Origin of the sequence: Peteryoungia ipomoeae, assembly GCF_004912165.1 — a bacterium.
GTDB classification, from domain to species: Bacteria; Pseudomonadota; Alphaproteobacteria; order Rhizobiales; family Rhizobiaceae; genus Allorhizobium; species Allorhizobium ipomoeae.
Genome location: NZ_STGV01000003.1, coordinates 153602 through 170598 on the forward strand (window position 1 = coordinate 153602; position 16997 = coordinate 170598).

Consider the following 16997-nt stretch of genomic DNA (forward strand, 5'->3'; position numbering starts at 1 on the left):
GACCATGCACGTACACACATCCGAATTCGATCCGCATTCCAAGGACCCGGCCACCAAGCCGCCGCTTGATCCGCATCTGAAGGCGCTGGAGAACGAGGCGATCCACATCTTCCGCGAAGTGGCGGCCGAGTTCGAGAAGCCGGTCATGCTGTATTCGATCGGCAAGGATTCCTCGGTGCTCTTGCATCTGGCGAGAAAGGCCTTCTTCCCCGGCCGCGTGCCCTTCCCGCTTCTGCATGTCGATACCGGCTGGAAGTTCCCGGAAATGATCGCGTTTCGCGACGAGATGGCGGAAAAGTTCGATCTCGACCTGATCGTGCATACCAATCCGCGCGGTGCGGCCGAAGGCATCGGCCCGTTCTCCCACGGCTCGTCCTACCATACCGACGTGATGAAGACGGAGGCGCTGCGTCAGGCACTGGACGCCGGCAAATATGACGCAGCCTTCGGCGGCGCGCGTCGCGACGAGGAAGCCTCCCGCGCCAAGGAACGCATCTATTCCTTCCGCACGCCCGACCATAAGTGGGATCCGCGCAACCAGCGTCCGGAACTGTGGAACATCTATAACGGCATGGTGCGGCGTGGCGAAAGCGTGCGCGCCTTCCCGCTGTCGAACTGGACCGAAGTCGACATCTGGCGCTACATCCAGGCGGAAAACATTCCGCTGCCGCCGCTCTATTACGCGAAGAACCGCAAATATGTGGAGCGCGACGGCATGCTGCTCTGGGCGGAAGATCCGCGCTTCGAGCCGCTTCCCGGGGAACAGATCCAGGAAGGCATGCTGCGCTTCCGCACGCTCGGCTGCTGGCCGCTAACCGGCGGCATCCGCTCCCATGCGGCGACCCTCGACGAGGTGATCGCCGAACTCGAAATCGCCACCGTCTCCGAACGCCAGGGCCGCGCCATCGACCGCGACCAGGCCGGATCGATGGAAAAGAAGAAGCGCGAAGGATATTTCTGATGGCTTCGCATCGCGACGTCGGCGGCTTTCGCTCTCCCCCCATGTGGGGGAGATGGCCGGCAGGCCAGAGGGGGGTGAACCCTTCGCTCCGCCTTGGCCGCGCACGAGTTTCGCCTGCGGCGCACCCCCCTCTGTCACTTCGTGACATCTCCCCCACAAGGGGGGAGAGCGGGTTCTCTGCTGCCGCCCTGCACACAATCTCTTCCCAAGGTATCTGATATGACCCAGGCTGCCACCGTCACCCTCGCAACCGAGGCACCCCAAACCGAAGCCGCTCCTGTCATCCGCGACTCGCGTCCGTTGCGCCTCATCACCTGCGGCTCGGTCGATGACGGAAAGTCGACGCTGATCGGCCGCCTGCTCTGGGACACCAAGGCCGTCAAGGAAGACCAGGCCGCGACGCTGCGGCGCGATTCGGGCAGCCAGAACGATCTCGGCCTGCCGGATTTCGCGCTTTTGCTCGACGGTCTGCAGGCTGAGCGCGAACAGGGCATCACCATCGATGTCGCCTATCGCTATTTCGCCACCGATCGCCGCTCCTTCATCGTCGCCGACACGCCCGGCCATGAGCAATATACCCGTAACATGGCAACCGGCGCCTCGACGGCGGATCTGGCCGTGCTTCTGGTCGATGCCCGTGCCGGCCTTCTGGAACAGACACGCCGCCACGCCACCATTGCCTCGCTGATGGGCATCAAGCAGTTCGTTCTGGCGGTCAACAAGTTCGACCTCGTGGCTTACGACCGCGCCGTGTTCGAGAAGATCAGCCACGACTTCAAGGAACTGGCGCTGACGCTTGGCGTGCGCCAGGTGACGGCCATCCCGATGTCGGCGCTGAAGGGCGAAAACGTCGTCTACTCGGCCAAGGCGGAAATTCCGTGGTACGAAGGCCCGACGCTGGTCGAGACGCTGGAACTGGCGACGCTGCGCTCCGGCCAGTCGACCGGTTTCCGCCTGCCGGTGCAGCGCGTCTCGCGGCCGGGCGAAAGTTTTCGAGGCTATCAGGGCACAGTTGCCGGCGGTGCTGTGAAGCCGGGCGACAGCGTTGCCATCCTGCCCTCGGGCCAGATCGCCAATGTCAAGCAGATCGTCACCTTCGACCTCGTGCGCAATGCCGCCGTTTCAGGCGATGCGATCACGCTGGTGCTCGACCGCCAGGTGGACGTGGCACGCGGCGACATGATCGTTTCGCTCGACGCGCAGCCGCAGACGGGCCTTGCCTTCGACGCCCAGATCGTGGCGCTGCAGCCCGATGGCATCGTGCCCGGCAAGCGCTACTGGCTAAAGGCCGGTTCGCGCCGCCAGCGCGTGCAGGTGGAGCCGGTGCAGCAGCTGGACCTGAAGACTGGCAAGTGGCAGCCGAGCGAAATGCTGCAGATGAACGCGATCGGCAAGGTGCATCTTTCCTTCGACGAAACCGCGATCTTCGACCCTTACGAACTCAACCGCGCAACCGGCGCCTTCATCGTGATCGATCCGGACACCAACAATACGGTGGCCGGGGGCATGATCTCGGGCAAACGCACGGAACTGGGCGGACTGAACAGCCATGAGGGCCGGGTCATCCTGTCGCTGCCGGCGGATCTCGCCGAACAGTTGCTGGCGACCGAGCTTCTCGCCAGCCGTCGTGACGAGGTGGAAACCCGCCGCGTGACCACGAGTGCCGCACGCCAGCTGCTCGACGACATCGACGGCTGAGGCCTCTCCACACGCAAAAGCCCGCCGGTATCGCCAGCGGGTTTTTCACATCCCGTGACGGCGCCCCTGGAGCCTATCCTGGGCGCGATGATAGGCGCTTGGTCTACAACCTTGCCAAAGGCGCATTGGGGGCCAAGCGCGCAGAATACACGTGCTTCATTGCGCATCGCCACCCTGCTTGTGAAAGACGGCTGCCCCCTTGCCCGCCATGGGCGCGACCTGGCCGGCAAGGCGGCGCGGGCATCGCGCGCCATGGCCGCGCCGCTTCGTGGAATGCGGCTCTCTTGATCGGAGGGAGCTTATGCCGCTTTGATGCATCGTGCTGCACGATCTGCGTCGCGCAGCCTGAGAGCATCGGTGCGGCCGTCCACGGGACGCTCTATGGGCGGCGTGTCAGGCGGTGATCGGCAGGGCGATCGGCACCTTCGTCCGCGCGGTCGACTGCCGCTCCATCAGCTGGAAGCCGAGGTCGACCTTGGCCGGCGGTGGATTGACGTTTCCAGCGGCTCGAATCAGCATGTCGATCGCCCGGTAGCCGATTTCGTAGCGCGGCACTCTGACCGAGGTCAGCGAGGGGCATGCAACGCCGGACGGATCGAGATCGTTGAAGCCGCAAATGCCAAAGTCCTCGGGCACATTGAGGCCGCGCCGCTGGCACTCGAATAGCATGCCAAGGGCAAGATCGTCATTCTGACAGAAGGCACCATCTGCGTCAGGATGCTCCTGCAGCAGCCTCTCGAGCAGCTGCGCCCCGAGCGAGGCGCTGGTATGGCCATCCACTGCTATCACCAGCGACGGATCGAACAGGCCGGCCTGCATCAAGGCACTGCGATAACCCTCGTGCCGACGGCGGGCGCGGATATCCCAGCGACCGCCGACAAGCGCGATCCGGCGATAGCCCTGGTCAATGAGGTGGCGGGTTGCAACCTCCGCCGCGCGGCGGTGATCGATACCGATCGCCATCTCGGCCGGTTCGTCGCTCAGGTCCATCACCTCCACCACAGGGCACGGCGCCTTGTGCAGGAGGTCTCGGACGGCTTCGCCCCGCTCGGTTCCGATATAGATGATGCCGGCCGGATTTTGCGAGAAGAAGAAGCGCAGCTGGCGTGCTTCATCATCCACGTCGTTGTCGGGCACTGCATATTGAATGCGCAGATCGCTGGAGCGAACCCGATCCTCAATTCCGCGCATCAGGGCCATGAAGGAATAATTGGTGAGCCCCGGCGACATGACGCCGACAAAACCGCTGTTGCGGCTGGCAAGCGCGCGGGCAGCCAGATCCGGCACATAGCCGAGACGCTTGACGGTTTCGAGGATGGCCTCACGCAGAGGCGGCGAGACTTTGTCCGGCTCGCGCAACGCCCTCGACACCGTGATGGCGCTGACACCCGCCTCGGCAGCAACATCCGACAGCGTTATCTTTTCCAGTCGCTGGCGCCGTCGCCGTGTATTCGACCTCATGAGACCCCCACCGCGTAGCACAATCCCCGGTCGTATTCGGCACAACTCAGGAGGCGCCGCCTACAACTCAATCCCCGACGAGGGTTAAACCCTTTCGCGATTACACGCAACGGTTTACCGGGCGTTAACCGCGTCTGGCAACGCCGCATCATATGGTTGCATGGTCACAATTGATCGCGCGGATACGGAGGGTAAGAGCTTGCAGATGCAGCAGAAATTCCGAATATGACAATAAGACGGATGCGCGCGCCGGAGCGCTGGAGCAAGTCAGATTTTTTTGGGGAAATGTTCAATCAGCTGGTCGGAGTGGCAAGATTCGAACTTGCGACCCCCACGTCCCGAACGTGGTGCGCTACCAGACTGCGCTACACTCCGTGACCAGCGGCGCCTCTATAGACCAGTGATTTTATCTGCACAAGCGGGCATCGACAATTTTCGGGAGGATTCTTGATGAATTCATGACAGGCGCTTCGGCTTCGCCTTTCCCGATCAAATCACGTTGCAGGGAAACATCATTTCTGAAGAATTCGTTAAATCCATCACTTGCGCGATGTCACGCGATACGCTTTGACGTTAAGGCAGGAATGGCAGCGTGTGGGGGCCTGTTTGAACAGGGCAACGCTGCCTGATGAACTCCGCAAGGAATGAGGGCAGACACACGATGAAATTGCGCATGGGCATGAACCTAACGCTGATGGCCGCTTTTGCGCTGGCACTTGCCGGCTGCACGACCACGGCCGCTCCCAAGAATGAGGTCGAGACCCGCTGGATCGGCCAGCAGGCCGGCGCCTTCTTTGCCAAGTTTGGTCCGCCCGCAGGCGATGCCGCCGCCGGCAATGCCACGACCTATACCTGGCGCGGCGGCCATAAGACCCGCACGGTGCCTGCCACCTACGAGACGCTGCCCGACGGCAAGCGCGGCAAGCTGCTGACGCGGGCCCGCACCGAATATCTGCGTTGCGAAGTGCAGCTCACCGTTTCCGGCGATTACATCATTCGCGGCATCCGCACGATTGTCGATCGCCCGACGGCGGGTGGCAAAAGCTATTGTGCAGAGTTTCTGGCCGGCGCCTGATCCGCTCTGCAAAGACCCGATCCTGAGAGCCTCCCTGCCCTGCACGGAGGCTTTCCTTTTGTTCGGACCAGCCGTTCACGACCACCTGTTTCCGCCCGGCAAGACCGGCGTTTTTCGCACGAGCCAAAACGCGAAAGGGGAGAACGCCGTGGATGACGTTCTCCCCATACGCAATACTGAAACCGATGTGCTTCTCGACGCGAGACCTTGATGGAAGCACCCTCCTTATAGAAATACCGCGGTTAACAGATGCCTTACGCAAGGTAATTTTTATCGTTAATTTTCAGTTAGCTGCGCGCATTCCTCGGGCACGCTTCTCCGCCTGACCATGGGTCGCTGCGAGCTTTTCGCGCGCTCCGCGTTTTGCGTGGAAAAGGCGCTGAAAAACCCGCAGACCCGGCACTTTATGCCATATGCCTACTTGACGATGTTCTTCCTTTGTTCCAAATCGCTCGCATGACCCAGGAGATCGATACGCTTGGCAAGGCGCTGCGCCACAACATGCTGGTGATGGCCACCTGTCGCAGCTGTGAGAAACAGGCGCGCTTTCTGGCTGCCGACATCGCCGCTTTCTACGGTCATGGCCGCAACCCGCGCACGCTGAAATTCCGCTGCACGGATTGCGACAGCCGGGACTGCAAGGTGACGCTGGTTGAAAACCCGCATGACAGGACACCCGAGACCATCATCTGGCGTCCGGTGAAGACCAGACTGTGACCGGCTGCCGCCGCCCGTGAGAACGGCAGTCTGCCACGGGCGCGGGCCAGGTGGGACCTAGGCCCGTCAGGCCGCGAGCCTGGCGTAGGCCCCTTCCCGCTTCATCAGTTCGGCATGATTGCCAACCTCGACGATACGGCCCTGCTGCATGACGACGATGCGGTCGGCATTGCGGATGGTACCGAGCCTGTGGGCGACGACGAGCGTCGTGCGGCCCTTGGACAGGTCCTCGAGCGCCGACTGGATCTCGCGCTCGGTCGTGCTGTCGAGGGCCGAGGTGGCTTCGTCGAGCAGCAGGATCGGCGGGTCCTTGAGGAAGGCACGGGCAATCGCCACACGCTGCTTCTGGCCGCCTGATAGCATAATGCCGCGCTCGCCAACGATGGTGTCCAGACCTTCTGGCAGGTTTTCCAGCATGGCCGAGAGCTGCGCCCGGTGGCAGGCCTCCAGCACCTCCTCGTCGCTGGCGCCGATTCGGCCATAGACGATGTTTTCCCGCAGCGTTCCGCCGAACAGGAAGACATCCTGCGAGACAAGGCCGATCTGGCGGCGCAGGCTCTCGACCGTCATCTCCGGCAGTGCCATGCCGTCGATGGTGATGGTGCCTGTCGTCGGCTCATAAAAACGCGGCAGGAGCGACAGCAAGGTCGATTTTCCGGCACCGGACTCCCCGACGAAGGCGATGGTTTCTCCCGGCTTCACATGCAGCGCGATATCGTGCAGCACGGGGCGGCCCGGCGTGAAGGCGAAGGAGAGATTGGAGAAGACGATTTCGCCTGACAGCGTTGCAACCGGGCGGGCATTCGGGCTGTCGGTGATTTCAGGTTCGGTGGCAAGCAGATCGAGATAGCGGCGGAAGCCGGCGATGCCACGCGGATAGGTTTCGATGACGGAGCTGATCTTGTCCAGCGGGCGGAAGAAGACGCCGACGAGCAGAAGGAAGCCGACGAAGCTGCCGGTCGACATGGCGCCTGACAGCACATAGGCCGAGCCGACCACCATGATCACCACCTGGACGAAACGCATGCCCATGTAGTGCAGCGAGGAGGAGACGGCCATGACTTTGTAGGCGTCGAGCTTGGTCTTGCGATAGCGGGCATTGTCCTTGGCGAAAAGTTTCCGCTCGTGATCTTCGTTGGCATAGGCCTGGACCACGCGGATGCCGCCGATTGTTTCCTCCAGCCGCACGTTGAAGGCACCGATCCGGCCGTAGATCTCCTGCCAGGTGCGGGTCATGCGGCCGCCATAGATCGAGACGATGGCAACGGTGCCCGGCACGATGAGGGCCGTGACGAGTGCGAGCTCGACATGCAGGTTGAGCATCAGGATGAAGGCGCCGACAAAGGTCATGATGGCGATGAACAGGTCTTCGGGGCCGTGATGGGCCACTTCGCCGACCTCTTCCAGGTCACGCGTGACGCGGGCGACGAGCTTGCCGGTGCGCGCCGTATCGTACCAACGCCAGGAGAGCGTTGTCAGATGCTCGAAGGCCTTGGCACGCATTGCCGTTTCGATGTTGATGCCAAGCTTGTGGCCCCAGTAGATGACGATCGCCATCAGGGCGGCATTGACGAGATAGATCCCAAGCAAGCCGGCTGCAGCGATCAGCGTCAGCGTCCAGTTGCCGGTCGGCAGCAGCCTGTCAATGAAGGCCGTGACGGCGAGCGGAAAGGCAAGCTCCAGCAGGCCGGAGGCGACAGCGCAGGAGAAGTCCAGCCAGAACAGGCCTTTCCAGGGACGATAATAGGCGAAGAATTGTTTCAGCATGCGATGTTCCTGCAAATGTCCGTTGCACCCTCAAAGGGCGCTGGCGAGCGGCGCGCGACCGGGACGTGTTACCACATCCATCGCAAGCCCGTAGACCCATGACAAGGCGTCGGGCTGCATCAGGTCGTCCGGCGTGCCGTTGAGCACAACCTTTCCTGCCTTCAGCGCGATGATGTGATCGGAAAAGCGCGCCGCAAGGTTGACGTCATGGAGAACGACGAGCACCGAGCGTCCGGCTTGCGACAGGCGGTGGACGAGGCTCATGACCTCGATCTGATGAGCGATGTCGAGCGCCGAAATCGGCTCGTCGAGGAGAAGGGCATTCGCGCCCTGGGCGAGCAGCATGGCAAGCCAGGCGCGTTGCCGTTCGCCGCCAGACAGCGTATCGACGAGGCGGCCCTCGTATTCAACAAGCCCGCATTCGACGAGGGCCGCCTCAACGGCCACCCGATCCTCGGCGCTTGGACGGCCGAGCGCGCCATGCCAGGGATAGCGGCCGAGTGCCACCAGCTGGCGCACCGTCATGCCTTCGGCTGACGGCGTGTATTGCGGCAGATAGGCGAGCGCGCGGGCGTGGTCGCGCTGCGACCAGGCCTGCTGCGGCCGGCCCATGGTGCGGATTTCGCCTGACGTCCGCTCTATCTGGCGCGCAAGCGCCTTCAGAAGCGTCGACTTGCCCGAACCGTTATGGCCGATGAGCGCGACGGTGCGGCCTGCGGGGATATCGAGATCAAGGCTGTCGATCACCCGCCGCGGCGCCCTGCCGCTGCCAAGATCGATGGTGAGGTTGCGGATTTCAAACAGGCAGTTCATCGCGTCTGTCTCGTCATGGTGAGCAGGAGCCAGGGCGTCCCGATGAGGGTTGCAAAGAGGCCGAGCGGAAGATCGTAAGGGAAGGCCGCAAAGCGGGCGCCTGCATCGGCCAGCATCATCAGGAAGGCACCGATGAGCATGGCACCGGCGACAAAGCCAGCCGCCGTGGTCAAGCCAAGCATGCGGGCGATATGCGGCGCCATAAGCCCGACGAAGCTGACCGGACCGACCAGCACCGTCGCCGTGCCGGTGGCAAGGCCGGCGACCAGGAAGAGGCACACCCGGGCAAAGCGCGAGAGGCCGAGTGCAGATGCAATCTCGGCTCCGAGCGGCAGCACGGTCAGCCAGCGTGCGGCACAGAGCGAGAAGACCAGCAGCGATACGGCAAGGATGGCGAGGATCGCAGCCTCGACCATGCCTATGGTCGCCGTCGAGCCGGCAAGCCAGGTGAGGATGACCCAGGCGCGGGCGTCACCGCCTGCCATCATCGCTGACAAGACGGCAGAGGCAAAGGCACTCAGCGCCAGGCCGACAAGCAGGATGCGTACGGACGGCATGCCGGATGCCATCGCGGCGCGGGCGACGATCAGGAGGACGACCGCGCCACCGAGGGCGGTCGCAATCAGGAACATCCAGGATGCCGGTGCCGGGATGAGGAAAACCGCAAGGCCGAAGCCAAGCGCGGCGCCGGCCGATACCCCCATGACCTCAGGCGAGGCGAGCGGATTGGAGGTTGTCCGTTGCAGAATGGCGCCGGCACCGGCAAGCAGCGCGCCGGCCGCAATCGCTGCAATCAGCCGCGGGAGCCTGAGCGGCAGGAAGGCTGCAAGTTCCTCGCCGTTGAGAATGGCGAAGCCATCCGGCCCGCGCCCCAGAACCAGCGCCAGGAGCGAGCAACCGACAAGCAGCGCCGCCAGCAAGGCGACAAGTCGACAGACCCTCCCCTGTTGGCCGGCGTCTGCCAACTGGACCTCTTGTGGCGGGGTACGCCCCGAAAGCTTCGGCAAGAGCCAGAGCATCAGCGGCCCACCGATCAGCCCCGTCACGGCGCCGACCGGGAACATCTCGCCGACGGCATGATCGATCAAGAGCACGCCGCTGTCGCAAAGGAGAAGCAGGCCGGCTCCGACCATAACGCAGGCCAGAAGCCGCGATGCTTCATGCCGGATCGGAAGTGCGCGGACCATGGTCGGTGCGGCAAGGCCGATAAAGCCGATCAGCCCGACCTCGGCCGACACCATGGCCGTGAGGAAGACGGCAATTGTAATGGCGATCGCGCGGACGAGACCGACGCGCATGCCAAGCGCTGCGGCCGTCTCTGCGCCGATGGCGAGAATCTGCATCGGTCTTGCGAGGCAGAGGGCGACGGTCAGGCAGGCCGAAAGCACAGCGGAAAGCCTGAGCGCGGCGGACCAATCCTGCTGGACCAGCGAGCCACCGTTCCAGATCACCAGCGACAGCAGATATTCGCCATGGGCGAGCGTCAGTGCCGTGGCGAGGCTCGAGGCCAGGAGGCCGATCAGCATGCCGACGACGACCATGCGAGCCGGTTCGAAACCGCGCTTCGAACCGATCAGGAAGACCAGTGCCGCGGCTGCCGCCGCCCCTGCAAGCGCCACTGGCAGTCGGCCCGAGGAAAGAAGGGCCGGCACAAAAAGGGTGGCTGCGACCAGCGCCAGCTGCGCACCGGCCGAGACACCGAGCACGGTCGGATCGGCCAGCGGATTGCGCAGAACCCGCTGCAGGAGCGCACCGGCGAGCCCAAGGGCGCCGCCGACGAGAAGGGCCATGGCCGCGCGCGGCATCAGGCCATGAACGAGACGGATTTCGATTATGCTTTGGTCGCCGGCAGACCACAGCGCATCAAGCCAGAGCGGCAGGGGAAGCAGCGCCTGGGCGGCGGCGACCCACAGCAGGGTGGCTGCGAGAACAAGAAGGACGGGAAGCGTTTTCATGCGGCAGCCAGAGCCTCAGCCAGCCCCTCGGCAAAGGCGAGTGCCGAGGGAACGCCACCAAAGGCATTGGTGGCGCCAAGCTGATGAACCCGCCCTTCGCGCACCGGCGGCAGTGCATTCCAGAGCCGGGAGGTCTGCAACTGCCCCCGTGCCTCAATCGGCACCGGGTTGACGATGACGAAATTCGCATCGGGGATTTCCGCCAGCCGGTCGATCGGCACCGGGGCTGCGAAGGAAAACTGTGTGCCGCCCTGCCAGGCATTGACGAGGCCGAGACGGGCCAGCGTCGAGCCATAGAGGCTGTCGAAACCGAATGCGCGAAAATGCCGGGAATCGCCGAAATCGATCAGCATCACCGGGCGGTCGGCATGGGGCTTAAGCCTTGATGCAAGGCGGTCGAAGCGTGTTTCCGCCTCGTGCCGGGCTCGTTCGCCGGATCGGGGATCGTCGAGACGCAGGGCAAGCGCCTGCAAGGCATCCAGCGCATGTGGCAGGGATGGCTCGCCGCGCACGAAGAACGGCAGACTGTAGACCGGCGCAACGGCGGTGAAAGCGCCTTCAAGCCTGACATAGAAGGGCGACGAGAGAATGAGGTCTGGCCGGGCGAAACGCAGCTGCTCGAAATTGGGCGAGCCGCGAAGCCCGAGATCCAGCAGGTCTTGCGGAAGCGCAAGACTGGCGCTCTCGGCACGAAAGCGGATCAGCTCGCAAGCCGCAACCGGCACATGGCCAATGGCGCAGGCGGTTTCGAGCATGGCCCAGTCGATGGCCGCAAGGCGCTGAGCCGCAGCGCCCGTCGAGGACGCAGCGGCTCTTGAAAGCGGAGCGGCAAGGCCGGCAAGCCCCGTGGCAGCCACAAGCTGCAGGACGGCACGCCGGCCATAGGATCGGTCAGACATTACCACCGGACAGTCAGGCTTCCCATGACGGTGCGGCCCGAGCCGTAGTAGCAGCCAAAAGAACCGCAATTGGCGACATAGTTCTCGTCGGTGACGTTGTTCAAGTTGAGCGACAGCGTCGCCTTCTCAGTCACCTCGTAACGGGCTGCGAGATCGACCAGCGTGACCGGATCCATCTCAAAGGCATTGGCATTGTCGCCGAAGCGCTTGCCGATATAGCGGATGCCGCCTCCGAGCGAGAGACCGTCCAGTGCGGTATCCTCGGCGAATTCATAGTCCAGCCAGAGGCTTGCCAGATGGGCCGGCGTGTTGGCCGGCATCTTGCCATCATTGGAGCCGACCTGCTGGGCATCCGTGTAACTATAGGCGCCCCTGACGCTCCAGCCCATGGCGATCTCGGCGGCACCCTCGATCTCGAGACCGCGGGACTTGACCTGACCGATCTGGCGGATGCCGGAAACGGGGTTGCCATTGATGATTTCGGTGACGGACACGCTGACATTGTCCTGGCGCAAATCGTAAAGCGCGATCGAGAACAGGCCGTCAAAGGAGGTCGGCTGGTACTTCAGGCCGATTTCCCACTGCGCGCCGGTCGTGGGCTGCAGCTGGTTGCCACCGATATCCGTGCCGAGTTCCGGATCGAATGACGTCGCATAGCTGACATAGGGCGCAAGACCATTATCGAAGAGATAGGACAGACCGGCATTGCCGGTGGTGGCGCTATCCTGCTGGTCGACAATCGCGGCGCCGGATTGGCCGTGCTGATCGGCCCAGTCGTGACGCAGACCGAGCGTTGCACGCCAGCGGTCAAAGGACAGTTCGTCCTGCGCGTAGATGCCGGCCTGCTGAAGGACGAGATCATCCGTTTTCGTGTACCACGGTGCGCCAACGACAGTCGGCGTCGGATTGGCCATGTCGAAGTCCGAGGACGACGAGAATGCGGTCGTCGTGGTGTTGTCATGCTTCCTCAAGTCGAGGCCGAACAACAGATCGTGGCGCAGAAGCCCGGTTTCGAATTCGCGCGAGATGCGGGTATCGAGATTGGCCGTCCAGGTGTCTTCATCCTGAAAGGTCACGCCGCGGCTGATGCTCAAAGGGGCGGTGTAGCCGGATGCGTAAAAGCCGGTATAGTCCCAGTCGAAGGTCTGATAGCGGGCGGATTGATCCAGCACCCAGCCATTGTCGAATTCATGGCGCAACTCATAGCCGATATTCGCCATCCGCCGGTCGGATCCATCAATGGCAGGGTCGCCGATATAGAGATCGCGCAGGCTCTTGTCGTTGCCGCGACCGGTGAGCGCAAAGGGAATGCCGGCCGGGCTGATCGGGCTATCCTTCTGGTAGGAGCCAAGGAAATCTACCGTGGTGGCATCGGAGGGCGACCAGCGGGCGGCAAGCCCAAGATAACCGCGCCGGTTGGTCAGCTCGTCGATATCTTCTTCCGACTTCATCAGCTTGCCGGTCAGGCGGGCTGCAAAGGTATCGGTGAGAGCCTTGTTGGCATCGAGAAAGACATCCGCATCGCCATCGATCGAGAAACCGGTTCCGGCTTCATAGGCATCCTTGAACTGCGCATGTTTCTGAACCATGTTGACGACACCGGCCGGTGTGCCGGAGCCATAAAGGCTCGATGCCGGGCCCTTCAGCACCTCCACCCGCTCCAGGCCGTAGAGCTCGTAAGAGGGCGCGCCCATGGAGCGCATCAGCCGCAAACCATTGAGATACTGCGCATTGCGCATGTCAAAGCCGCGCAAGGAGGGGCTGTCGAAACGCGGATCGACCCCATAGGGCTCGCCAATCACGCCGGCTGTGGTCGACAGGGCCTGACCGAGGTTCTGGGCGCCGCGATCGGCGATCTCGTCACGCGTGACAACCGAGACGGAGCGCTGCGTCTCGAGGACAGCAGCCCCCGTTTTCGTACCCGTGGCCGCGCTCTTTGCGACATAACCATCGGTCGGCGCAGTGGGATCCCCCTGCCCTGAAACGACGATCTCATTCAATTCCGTCGTTGCCGCCTCCTGGGCAAAGGCTGCGGTCTGCAGGGCAAGGAGGCTGGCTCCGGCGAAAAGGACAATTCTGCTGTTCATGGTTCATCCAACAAGGCGTAAAGAATTCATGACTGAATAAGTCTTGTTTTAAGGCGGCGCTTGAACGAATGCCGTGCGATTTGATCGGATCTGCTCAATTTTCAAAATTTCGCCTTGTTTTCCTCAGTCGTTTCCGCGGCGCATCCGGCGCCATTGCGACGGCGGAAGGCCCTGGGCTGTGCGAAAGATGCGGGTGAGATGGGCCTGATCGGCAAAGCCGGTGGCATCGGCGATGTCCGCAAGGCCGCGATCGGTCGTCAGCATCAGATCCATCGCCACCTCCAAACGTTGCCGCGCCATGAAACGCTGCGGCGCCTCCCCGGTGCTCTGGCGGAAGGCGCGGCTGAACCAGCTTTCCGACAGCCCGCAAAGCTCAGCCAGTTCGCTGACTGTGACGCGGCGGGGAAAGGCATCGCTGACGAACCTCCTGACCGCCGTTACCTGGCGCGGCGACAGACCGCCATGATGCTCCGGCCCGTCACTCGACAGGTTCAGCACTTCGGCCAGCATGGCGGAGAGAAGACCATCCAGCATCATGGCCGGGCGCGAAGGCCGCTCCACCTCATCAGCCAGCATCCGCGCGAGCGTTCTGGCCCCTGCCCCTGCCCCTTCCGAAGCGGGCTCACTCGTCAACATCACCGTCTCGGACAGTTTTCCCGGAGAAACGAGACCGATGAGGCGCTGCTGCAGCGGACCTGCCTCCAGGTGCAAGTCGAGATGGGAGAACCGCTCCCCGGCGCCCATGGCGCCCCAGAGTGGCTGACCTGCCGGAACATAGGCGATGGAAACGGCAGACACGGCCTTGCCACTTTCGCTAGTCTTCAGCAAAAGGCCTTTGGGCGGCGTGCCGAGAAGGACGAACAATCGAGGGTCCGGCGAAACATAAAAGCCGCCGGCATTGGCACCACTTTCCACATGCCAGACATCGGCCACAACGCCGGGCCAGCTGCGCACGCACAAGGGTTTGAGCGTGCGGTAAGCCCGTGTTAGCGCCTGCATGCGGGGACGAAAGCCCATCGAAACCTCCGGAAGGAGCCAGAGATGTGAACCTGCCCGACCATCACCGCGACCCGCGACGCCGGTGGCAGCACATCGTTTGCACCGCATCGTTCGTCAATCGCTGAACGGGCGGAACCATCACCGCTTCGCGTCATGCAATACTAAACCCTTTTCGTCAAGTATTCCCGCCCGACCGGCTCCCCACCCGAAGCCGCCAGAACCCGCCAGAACCCGCCTTTGGCAACGAACCCAAGACGCAGGCCCAGAGGGGACCCGGCACCTGGGCATGCGAGAGGGTTAGCGGTACCTTGAGGGCGAATTCACTGGAGCGAACGATCAAGCTGGCGTGGATTGAGGCGGCGAGAACGGTTGAAGCAGGCGGGCTGCCGCGATCTGGATCGTTGGGGGAAAGGGCTGGGGCGCCAGGAACATAATCCAACTTTCTCCACAGCCTTGAATTGCCTCAACATATTGCCATTAAATAGCTTTTCTGTCTAGAGGTGTTCCGGTTTACTGTTCCGGTAAGCGGTTCCGGGGGCTCCAAAATGACACGACGATCCAACCTCATTCGCCGCGAAGGCGGCACATATTATGCACGGATCTATATCCCTGCTGATCTGCGGGACCACTTCCCGAGTGAGGATAAAAAGATCTCGCTGCGGACCAAGGACGAGGCAACCGCAAAGCTTCGTCTCAGTGCCGAAGTGCATAAGTGGGAGGTCAAGTTCGCCGATATGGCAGCACGGCGGCGACTGGCAGAGCAGGACAAGGCAATTGCCGTTTGGGAGCACTACGAAGCCAGGCTGCAAGACGACGTGGAGAAGCGGCGCTCAATGCCGACTGACGCAGACCTGGAGAGGGAAGCAGAGCTTGTCTGGCAACGCATAGACAGGGGCGAAATCCGATCAGACGACATGGTCAGCATGATCAACGGCTATGCCGACTTGGAACTGCTCAAGCGTGCGCGTCAAGACGATGCGAACCTCCGGTCGCGCCGGCTGGCAGCATTGCGCCGTGATCTCGCTGCGGGGCGGCACCTTTTAATCGGCGACAGTGTCCGAGATTTCATTCACAGGCATCGGTTACTGGTGGAAGAGGAATCGAACGAATTTCGTGAGCTCGAGCACCTTCTGATGCGCGCGGAAATCCAAGCACTTGAGCGGACGCTTGAGCGTGATGACGGAGATTACTCAGGCCACCCTACCGATCCCGTCGTTAAGCCGGCCTACGCAGCACCGCGCGAAACAGCGGCACCGGGTCAATCGATCATGGAGCTTTTCGAGGTCTATGCCCGCGAGAACCCGCGCAGCATCACATCGGACACCTTGGCGCAGGCTCGCCGCGACGTACGTCTATTCGTGGACCATGTCGGCACCACCTTCCCCGTTGCGAAAATCGACAAGCGGGCAGTTCGGGAGTGGAAAGCGCTCCTCATGCTCTACCCGGTGAAAGCCGCGGAGTCGAAAGCGTTCCAAGGCATGAAGATTGCTCAGATTGTCAAACACAATGCTGAGGTGGGAAAGCCAACGATCACGCCGCGCACCGTCAATCGACATCTCGCCAGCCTCGGCGCGTTTTGCAGTTGGCTTGTGGCGCATGGCTACATCGACTCAAATCCGACCGAAGGCATGGCACTCGCCAAGGACAAGCGTAAAAAGGTCTTCCCCTTCTCGACGTATCAGATGAACCTCCTTTTCCAGTCGCCGCTATTCACCGGCTGCGAGAGCGATGAAGCGCCGCGTTTCTGGCACAAGCCAGGCGATGTAAAGGTCCGGGATCACCGATATTGGGTGCCGCTCATCATGCTATATTCTGGAGCTCGTCCAGCCGAAATTGCACAGCTGACGCTATCAGACGTCCGGGAACAGGAGCAGATCTGGCTCATGGACATTACCGAGACCGCGGACGATGACGGCGACGACCGCAAGAGCCTGAAGAGCTCCAGCTCCCGCCGTCATGTGCCCCTGCATAAGCAACTAGTTGCTCTTGGCCTGCTTGACTACATTGAGGAGATGCGATCCCTGGGTCACACGCGTCTCTTCCCTTTTGCCGTTCGCAACCAGCGCGGCCAGATGATGGCTGACTTCAGTCGCGAGTTTGGAAGATACCTTGAACGGATCGGAATAAAGGAAGGAAGAGGCCTCTCACTATATTCGTTCCGCCATGGTGCCTTTGACGCATTGCGCCGCGCAGGCCACCTGGATGAGCAGTTCAACTTCATCTTTGGTCACGTAAGCGGCAATCCGGTGACACGTGGCTACGGCGTGCTGAACCAAGGAATGCTCGAGCAGCGAGCCGAACTGGTGGATGCTATCGCTTATCCGGGGTTGGAGTTGGACCACCTGCTTATGAAGTGACGCGTGCCGCGCCACGGGTTTACTACCATCCCACGCTATCACGTCTGGGACGGCTCGATCTGTTACGAACACCTCCCTTGGGGCAACCTCGAACAAGATTTTCCCGAAGGCCTGCCGGCTTCCTTGCGTCCAAAAGCCCCGCCTTTAGGAGAAGTCGCTAATGGATTCCGTGTGCGACCTAATAACTTGTTTCTATGTAAGCTGATCC

General features: G+C 62.3%; 12 protein-coding genes and 1 tRNA gene. 5 read left to right on the plus strand and 8 right to left on the minus strand.

Features of this window, described 5'->3' with window-relative positions; translation table 11 throughout:
- Window positions 1-4 precede the first annotated feature (4 nt).
- Together cysD and cysN are read left to right on the plus strand one after the other, a co-directional pair.
- Window positions 5-961, plus strand: coding sequence for a sulfate adenylyltransferase subunit CysD (cysD, locus tag FAA97_RS10490; protein ID WP_136598487.1), 957 nt, complete (start codon window positions 5-7; stop codon window positions 959-961).
- A gap of 219 nt (window positions 962-1180) precedes the next feature.
- Window positions 1181-2659, plus strand: a complete 1479-nt coding sequence (gene cysN / locus FAA97_RS10495; protein ID WP_136598488.1) for a sulfate adenylyltransferase subunit CysN — start codon at window positions 1181-1183, stop codon at window positions 2657-2659.
- 393 nt (window positions 2660-3052) lie between these two features.
- Here cysN and FAA97_RS10500 read toward each other — a convergent pair whose 3' ends face one another.
- Both FAA97_RS10500 and FAA97_RS10505 read right to left on the minus strand, forming a co-directional pair.
- Entirely contained in the window at window positions 3053-4120 is a 1068-nt protein-coding gene (locus FAA97_RS10500) for a LacI family DNA-binding transcriptional regulator (RefSeq protein ID WP_136598489.1), read from the minus strand.
- A gap of 298 nt (window positions 4121-4418) precedes the next feature.
- Window positions 4419-4495: transfer RNA gene (locus FAA97_RS10505), tRNA-Pro, on the minus strand.
- Between the two features lie 304 nt (window positions 4496-4799).
- Here FAA97_RS10505 and FAA97_RS10510 point away from each other — a divergent pair.
- Both FAA97_RS10510 and FAA97_RS10515 read left to right on the plus strand, forming a co-directional pair.
- On the plus strand, window positions 4800-5195 hold the full coding sequence (locus tag FAA97_RS10510; RefSeq protein WP_136598856.1) for a hypothetical protein: 396 nt from the start codon (window positions 4800-4802) through the stop codon (window positions 5193-5195).
- Window positions 5196-5651: 456 nt separating this feature from the next.
- Complete coding sequence (locus tag FAA97_RS10515) at window positions 5652-5912, plus strand: hypothetical protein (RefSeq protein ID WP_136598490.1); 261 nt, start codon at window positions 5652-5654, stop codon at window positions 5910-5912.
- 66 nt (window positions 5913-5978) lie between these two features.
- On the opposite strand, the gene FAA97_RS10520 is transcribed toward FAA97_RS10515, so the two are convergent.
- The 6 genes from FAA97_RS10520 to FAA97_RS10545 form a co-directional block, all read right to left on the minus strand.
- Window positions 5979-7679: an ABC transporter ATP-binding protein gene (locus tag FAA97_RS10520; protein WP_136598491.1), complete on the minus strand. Its 1701-nt coding sequence runs from the start codon at window positions 7677-7679 to the stop codon at window positions 5979-5981.
- Between the two features lie 30 nt (window positions 7680-7709).
- Window positions 7710-8492 carry an ABC transporter ATP-binding protein gene (locus FAA97_RS10525; protein WP_136598492.1) on the minus strand — a complete coding sequence of 261 codons (783 nt, stop codon included), beginning with the start codon at window positions 8490-8492 and terminating at the stop codon, window positions 7710-7712.
- Window positions 8489-10447 carry a Fe(3+)-hydroxamate ABC transporter permease FhuB gene (gene fhuB / locus FAA97_RS10530; protein ID WP_136598493.1) on the minus strand — a complete coding sequence of 653 codons (1959 nt, stop codon included), beginning with the start codon at window positions 10445-10447 and terminating at the stop codon, window positions 8489-8491. The genes FAA97_RS10525 and fhuB overlap by 4 nt, the downstream gene beginning before the upstream one ends.
- Complete coding sequence (locus FAA97_RS10535; protein ID WP_136598494.1) at window positions 10444-11346, minus strand: ABC transporter substrate-binding protein; 903 nt, start codon at window positions 11344-11346, stop codon at window positions 10444-10446. The genes fhuB and FAA97_RS10535 overlap by 4 nt, the downstream gene beginning before the upstream one ends.
- Entirely contained in the window at window positions 11346-13433 is a 2088-nt protein-coding gene (locus tag FAA97_RS10540) for a TonB-dependent siderophore receptor (RefSeq protein ID WP_136598495.1), read from the minus strand. Before FAA97_RS10540 ends, FAA97_RS10535 begins: the two co-directional genes overlap by 1 nt.
- Window positions 13434-13556: 123 nt before the next feature.
- A complete protein-coding gene (locus FAA97_RS10545) occupies window positions 13557-14450 on the minus strand; it encodes a helix-turn-helix domain-containing protein (protein WP_136598496.1) in 894 nt (297 codons plus the stop codon).
- 527 nt (window positions 14451-14977) lie between these two features.
- Here FAA97_RS10545 and FAA97_RS10550 point away from each other — a divergent pair.
- Entirely contained in the window at window positions 14978-16789 is a 1812-nt protein-coding gene (locus tag FAA97_RS10550; RefSeq protein WP_136598497.1) for a site-specific integrase, read from the plus strand.
- Window positions 16790-16997 lie beyond the last annotated feature (208 nt).

Bases quoted from the DNA above. Each gene is read 5' to 3' on its own strand.
- cysN (WP_136598488.1), top strand. From the start codon at position 1,181: ATGACCCAGGCTGCCACCGTCACCCTCGCAACCGAGGCACCCCAAACC.
- FAA97_RS10535 (WP_136598494.1), bottom strand. From the start codon at position 11,346: ATGTCTGACCGATCCTATGGCCGGCGTGCCGTCCTGCAGCTTGTGGCT.
- FAA97_RS10510 (WP_136598856.1), top strand. From the start codon at position 4,800: ATGAACCTAACGCTGATGGCCGCTTTTGCGCTGGCACTTGCCGGCTGC.
- fhuB (WP_136598493.1), bottom strand. From the start codon at position 10,447: ATGAAAACGCTTCCCGTCCTTCTTGTTCTCGCAGCCACCCTGCTGTGG.
- FAA97_RS10540 (WP_136598495.1), bottom strand. From the start codon at position 13,433: ATGAACAGCAGAATTGTCCTTTTCGCCGGAGCCAGCCTCCTTGCCCTG.
- FAA97_RS10520 (WP_136598491.1), bottom strand. From the start codon at position 7,679: ATGCTGAAACAATTCTTCGCCTATTATCGTCCCTGGAAAGGCCTGTTC.
- FAA97_RS10550 (WP_136598497.1), top strand. From the start codon at position 14,978: ATGACACGACGATCCAACCTCATTCGCCGCGAAGGCGGCACATATTAT.
- cysD (WP_136598487.1), top strand. From the start codon at position 5: ATGCACGTACACACATCCGAATTCGATCCGCATTCCAAGGACCCGGCC.
- FAA97_RS10545 (WP_136598496.1), bottom strand. From the start codon at position 14,450: ATGGGCTTTCGTCCCCGCATGCAGGCGCTAACACGGGCTTACCGCACG.
- FAA97_RS10515 (WP_136598490.1), top strand. From the start codon at position 5,652: ATGACCCAGGAGATCGATACGCTTGGCAAGGCGCTGCGCCACAACATG.
- FAA97_RS10525 (WP_136598492.1), bottom strand. From the start codon at position 8,492: ATGAACTGCCTGTTTGAAATCCGCAACCTCACCATCGATCTTGGCAGC.
- FAA97_RS10500 (WP_136598489.1), bottom strand. From the start codon at position 4,120: ATGAGGTCGAATACACGGCGACGGCGCCAGCGACTGGAAAAGATAACG.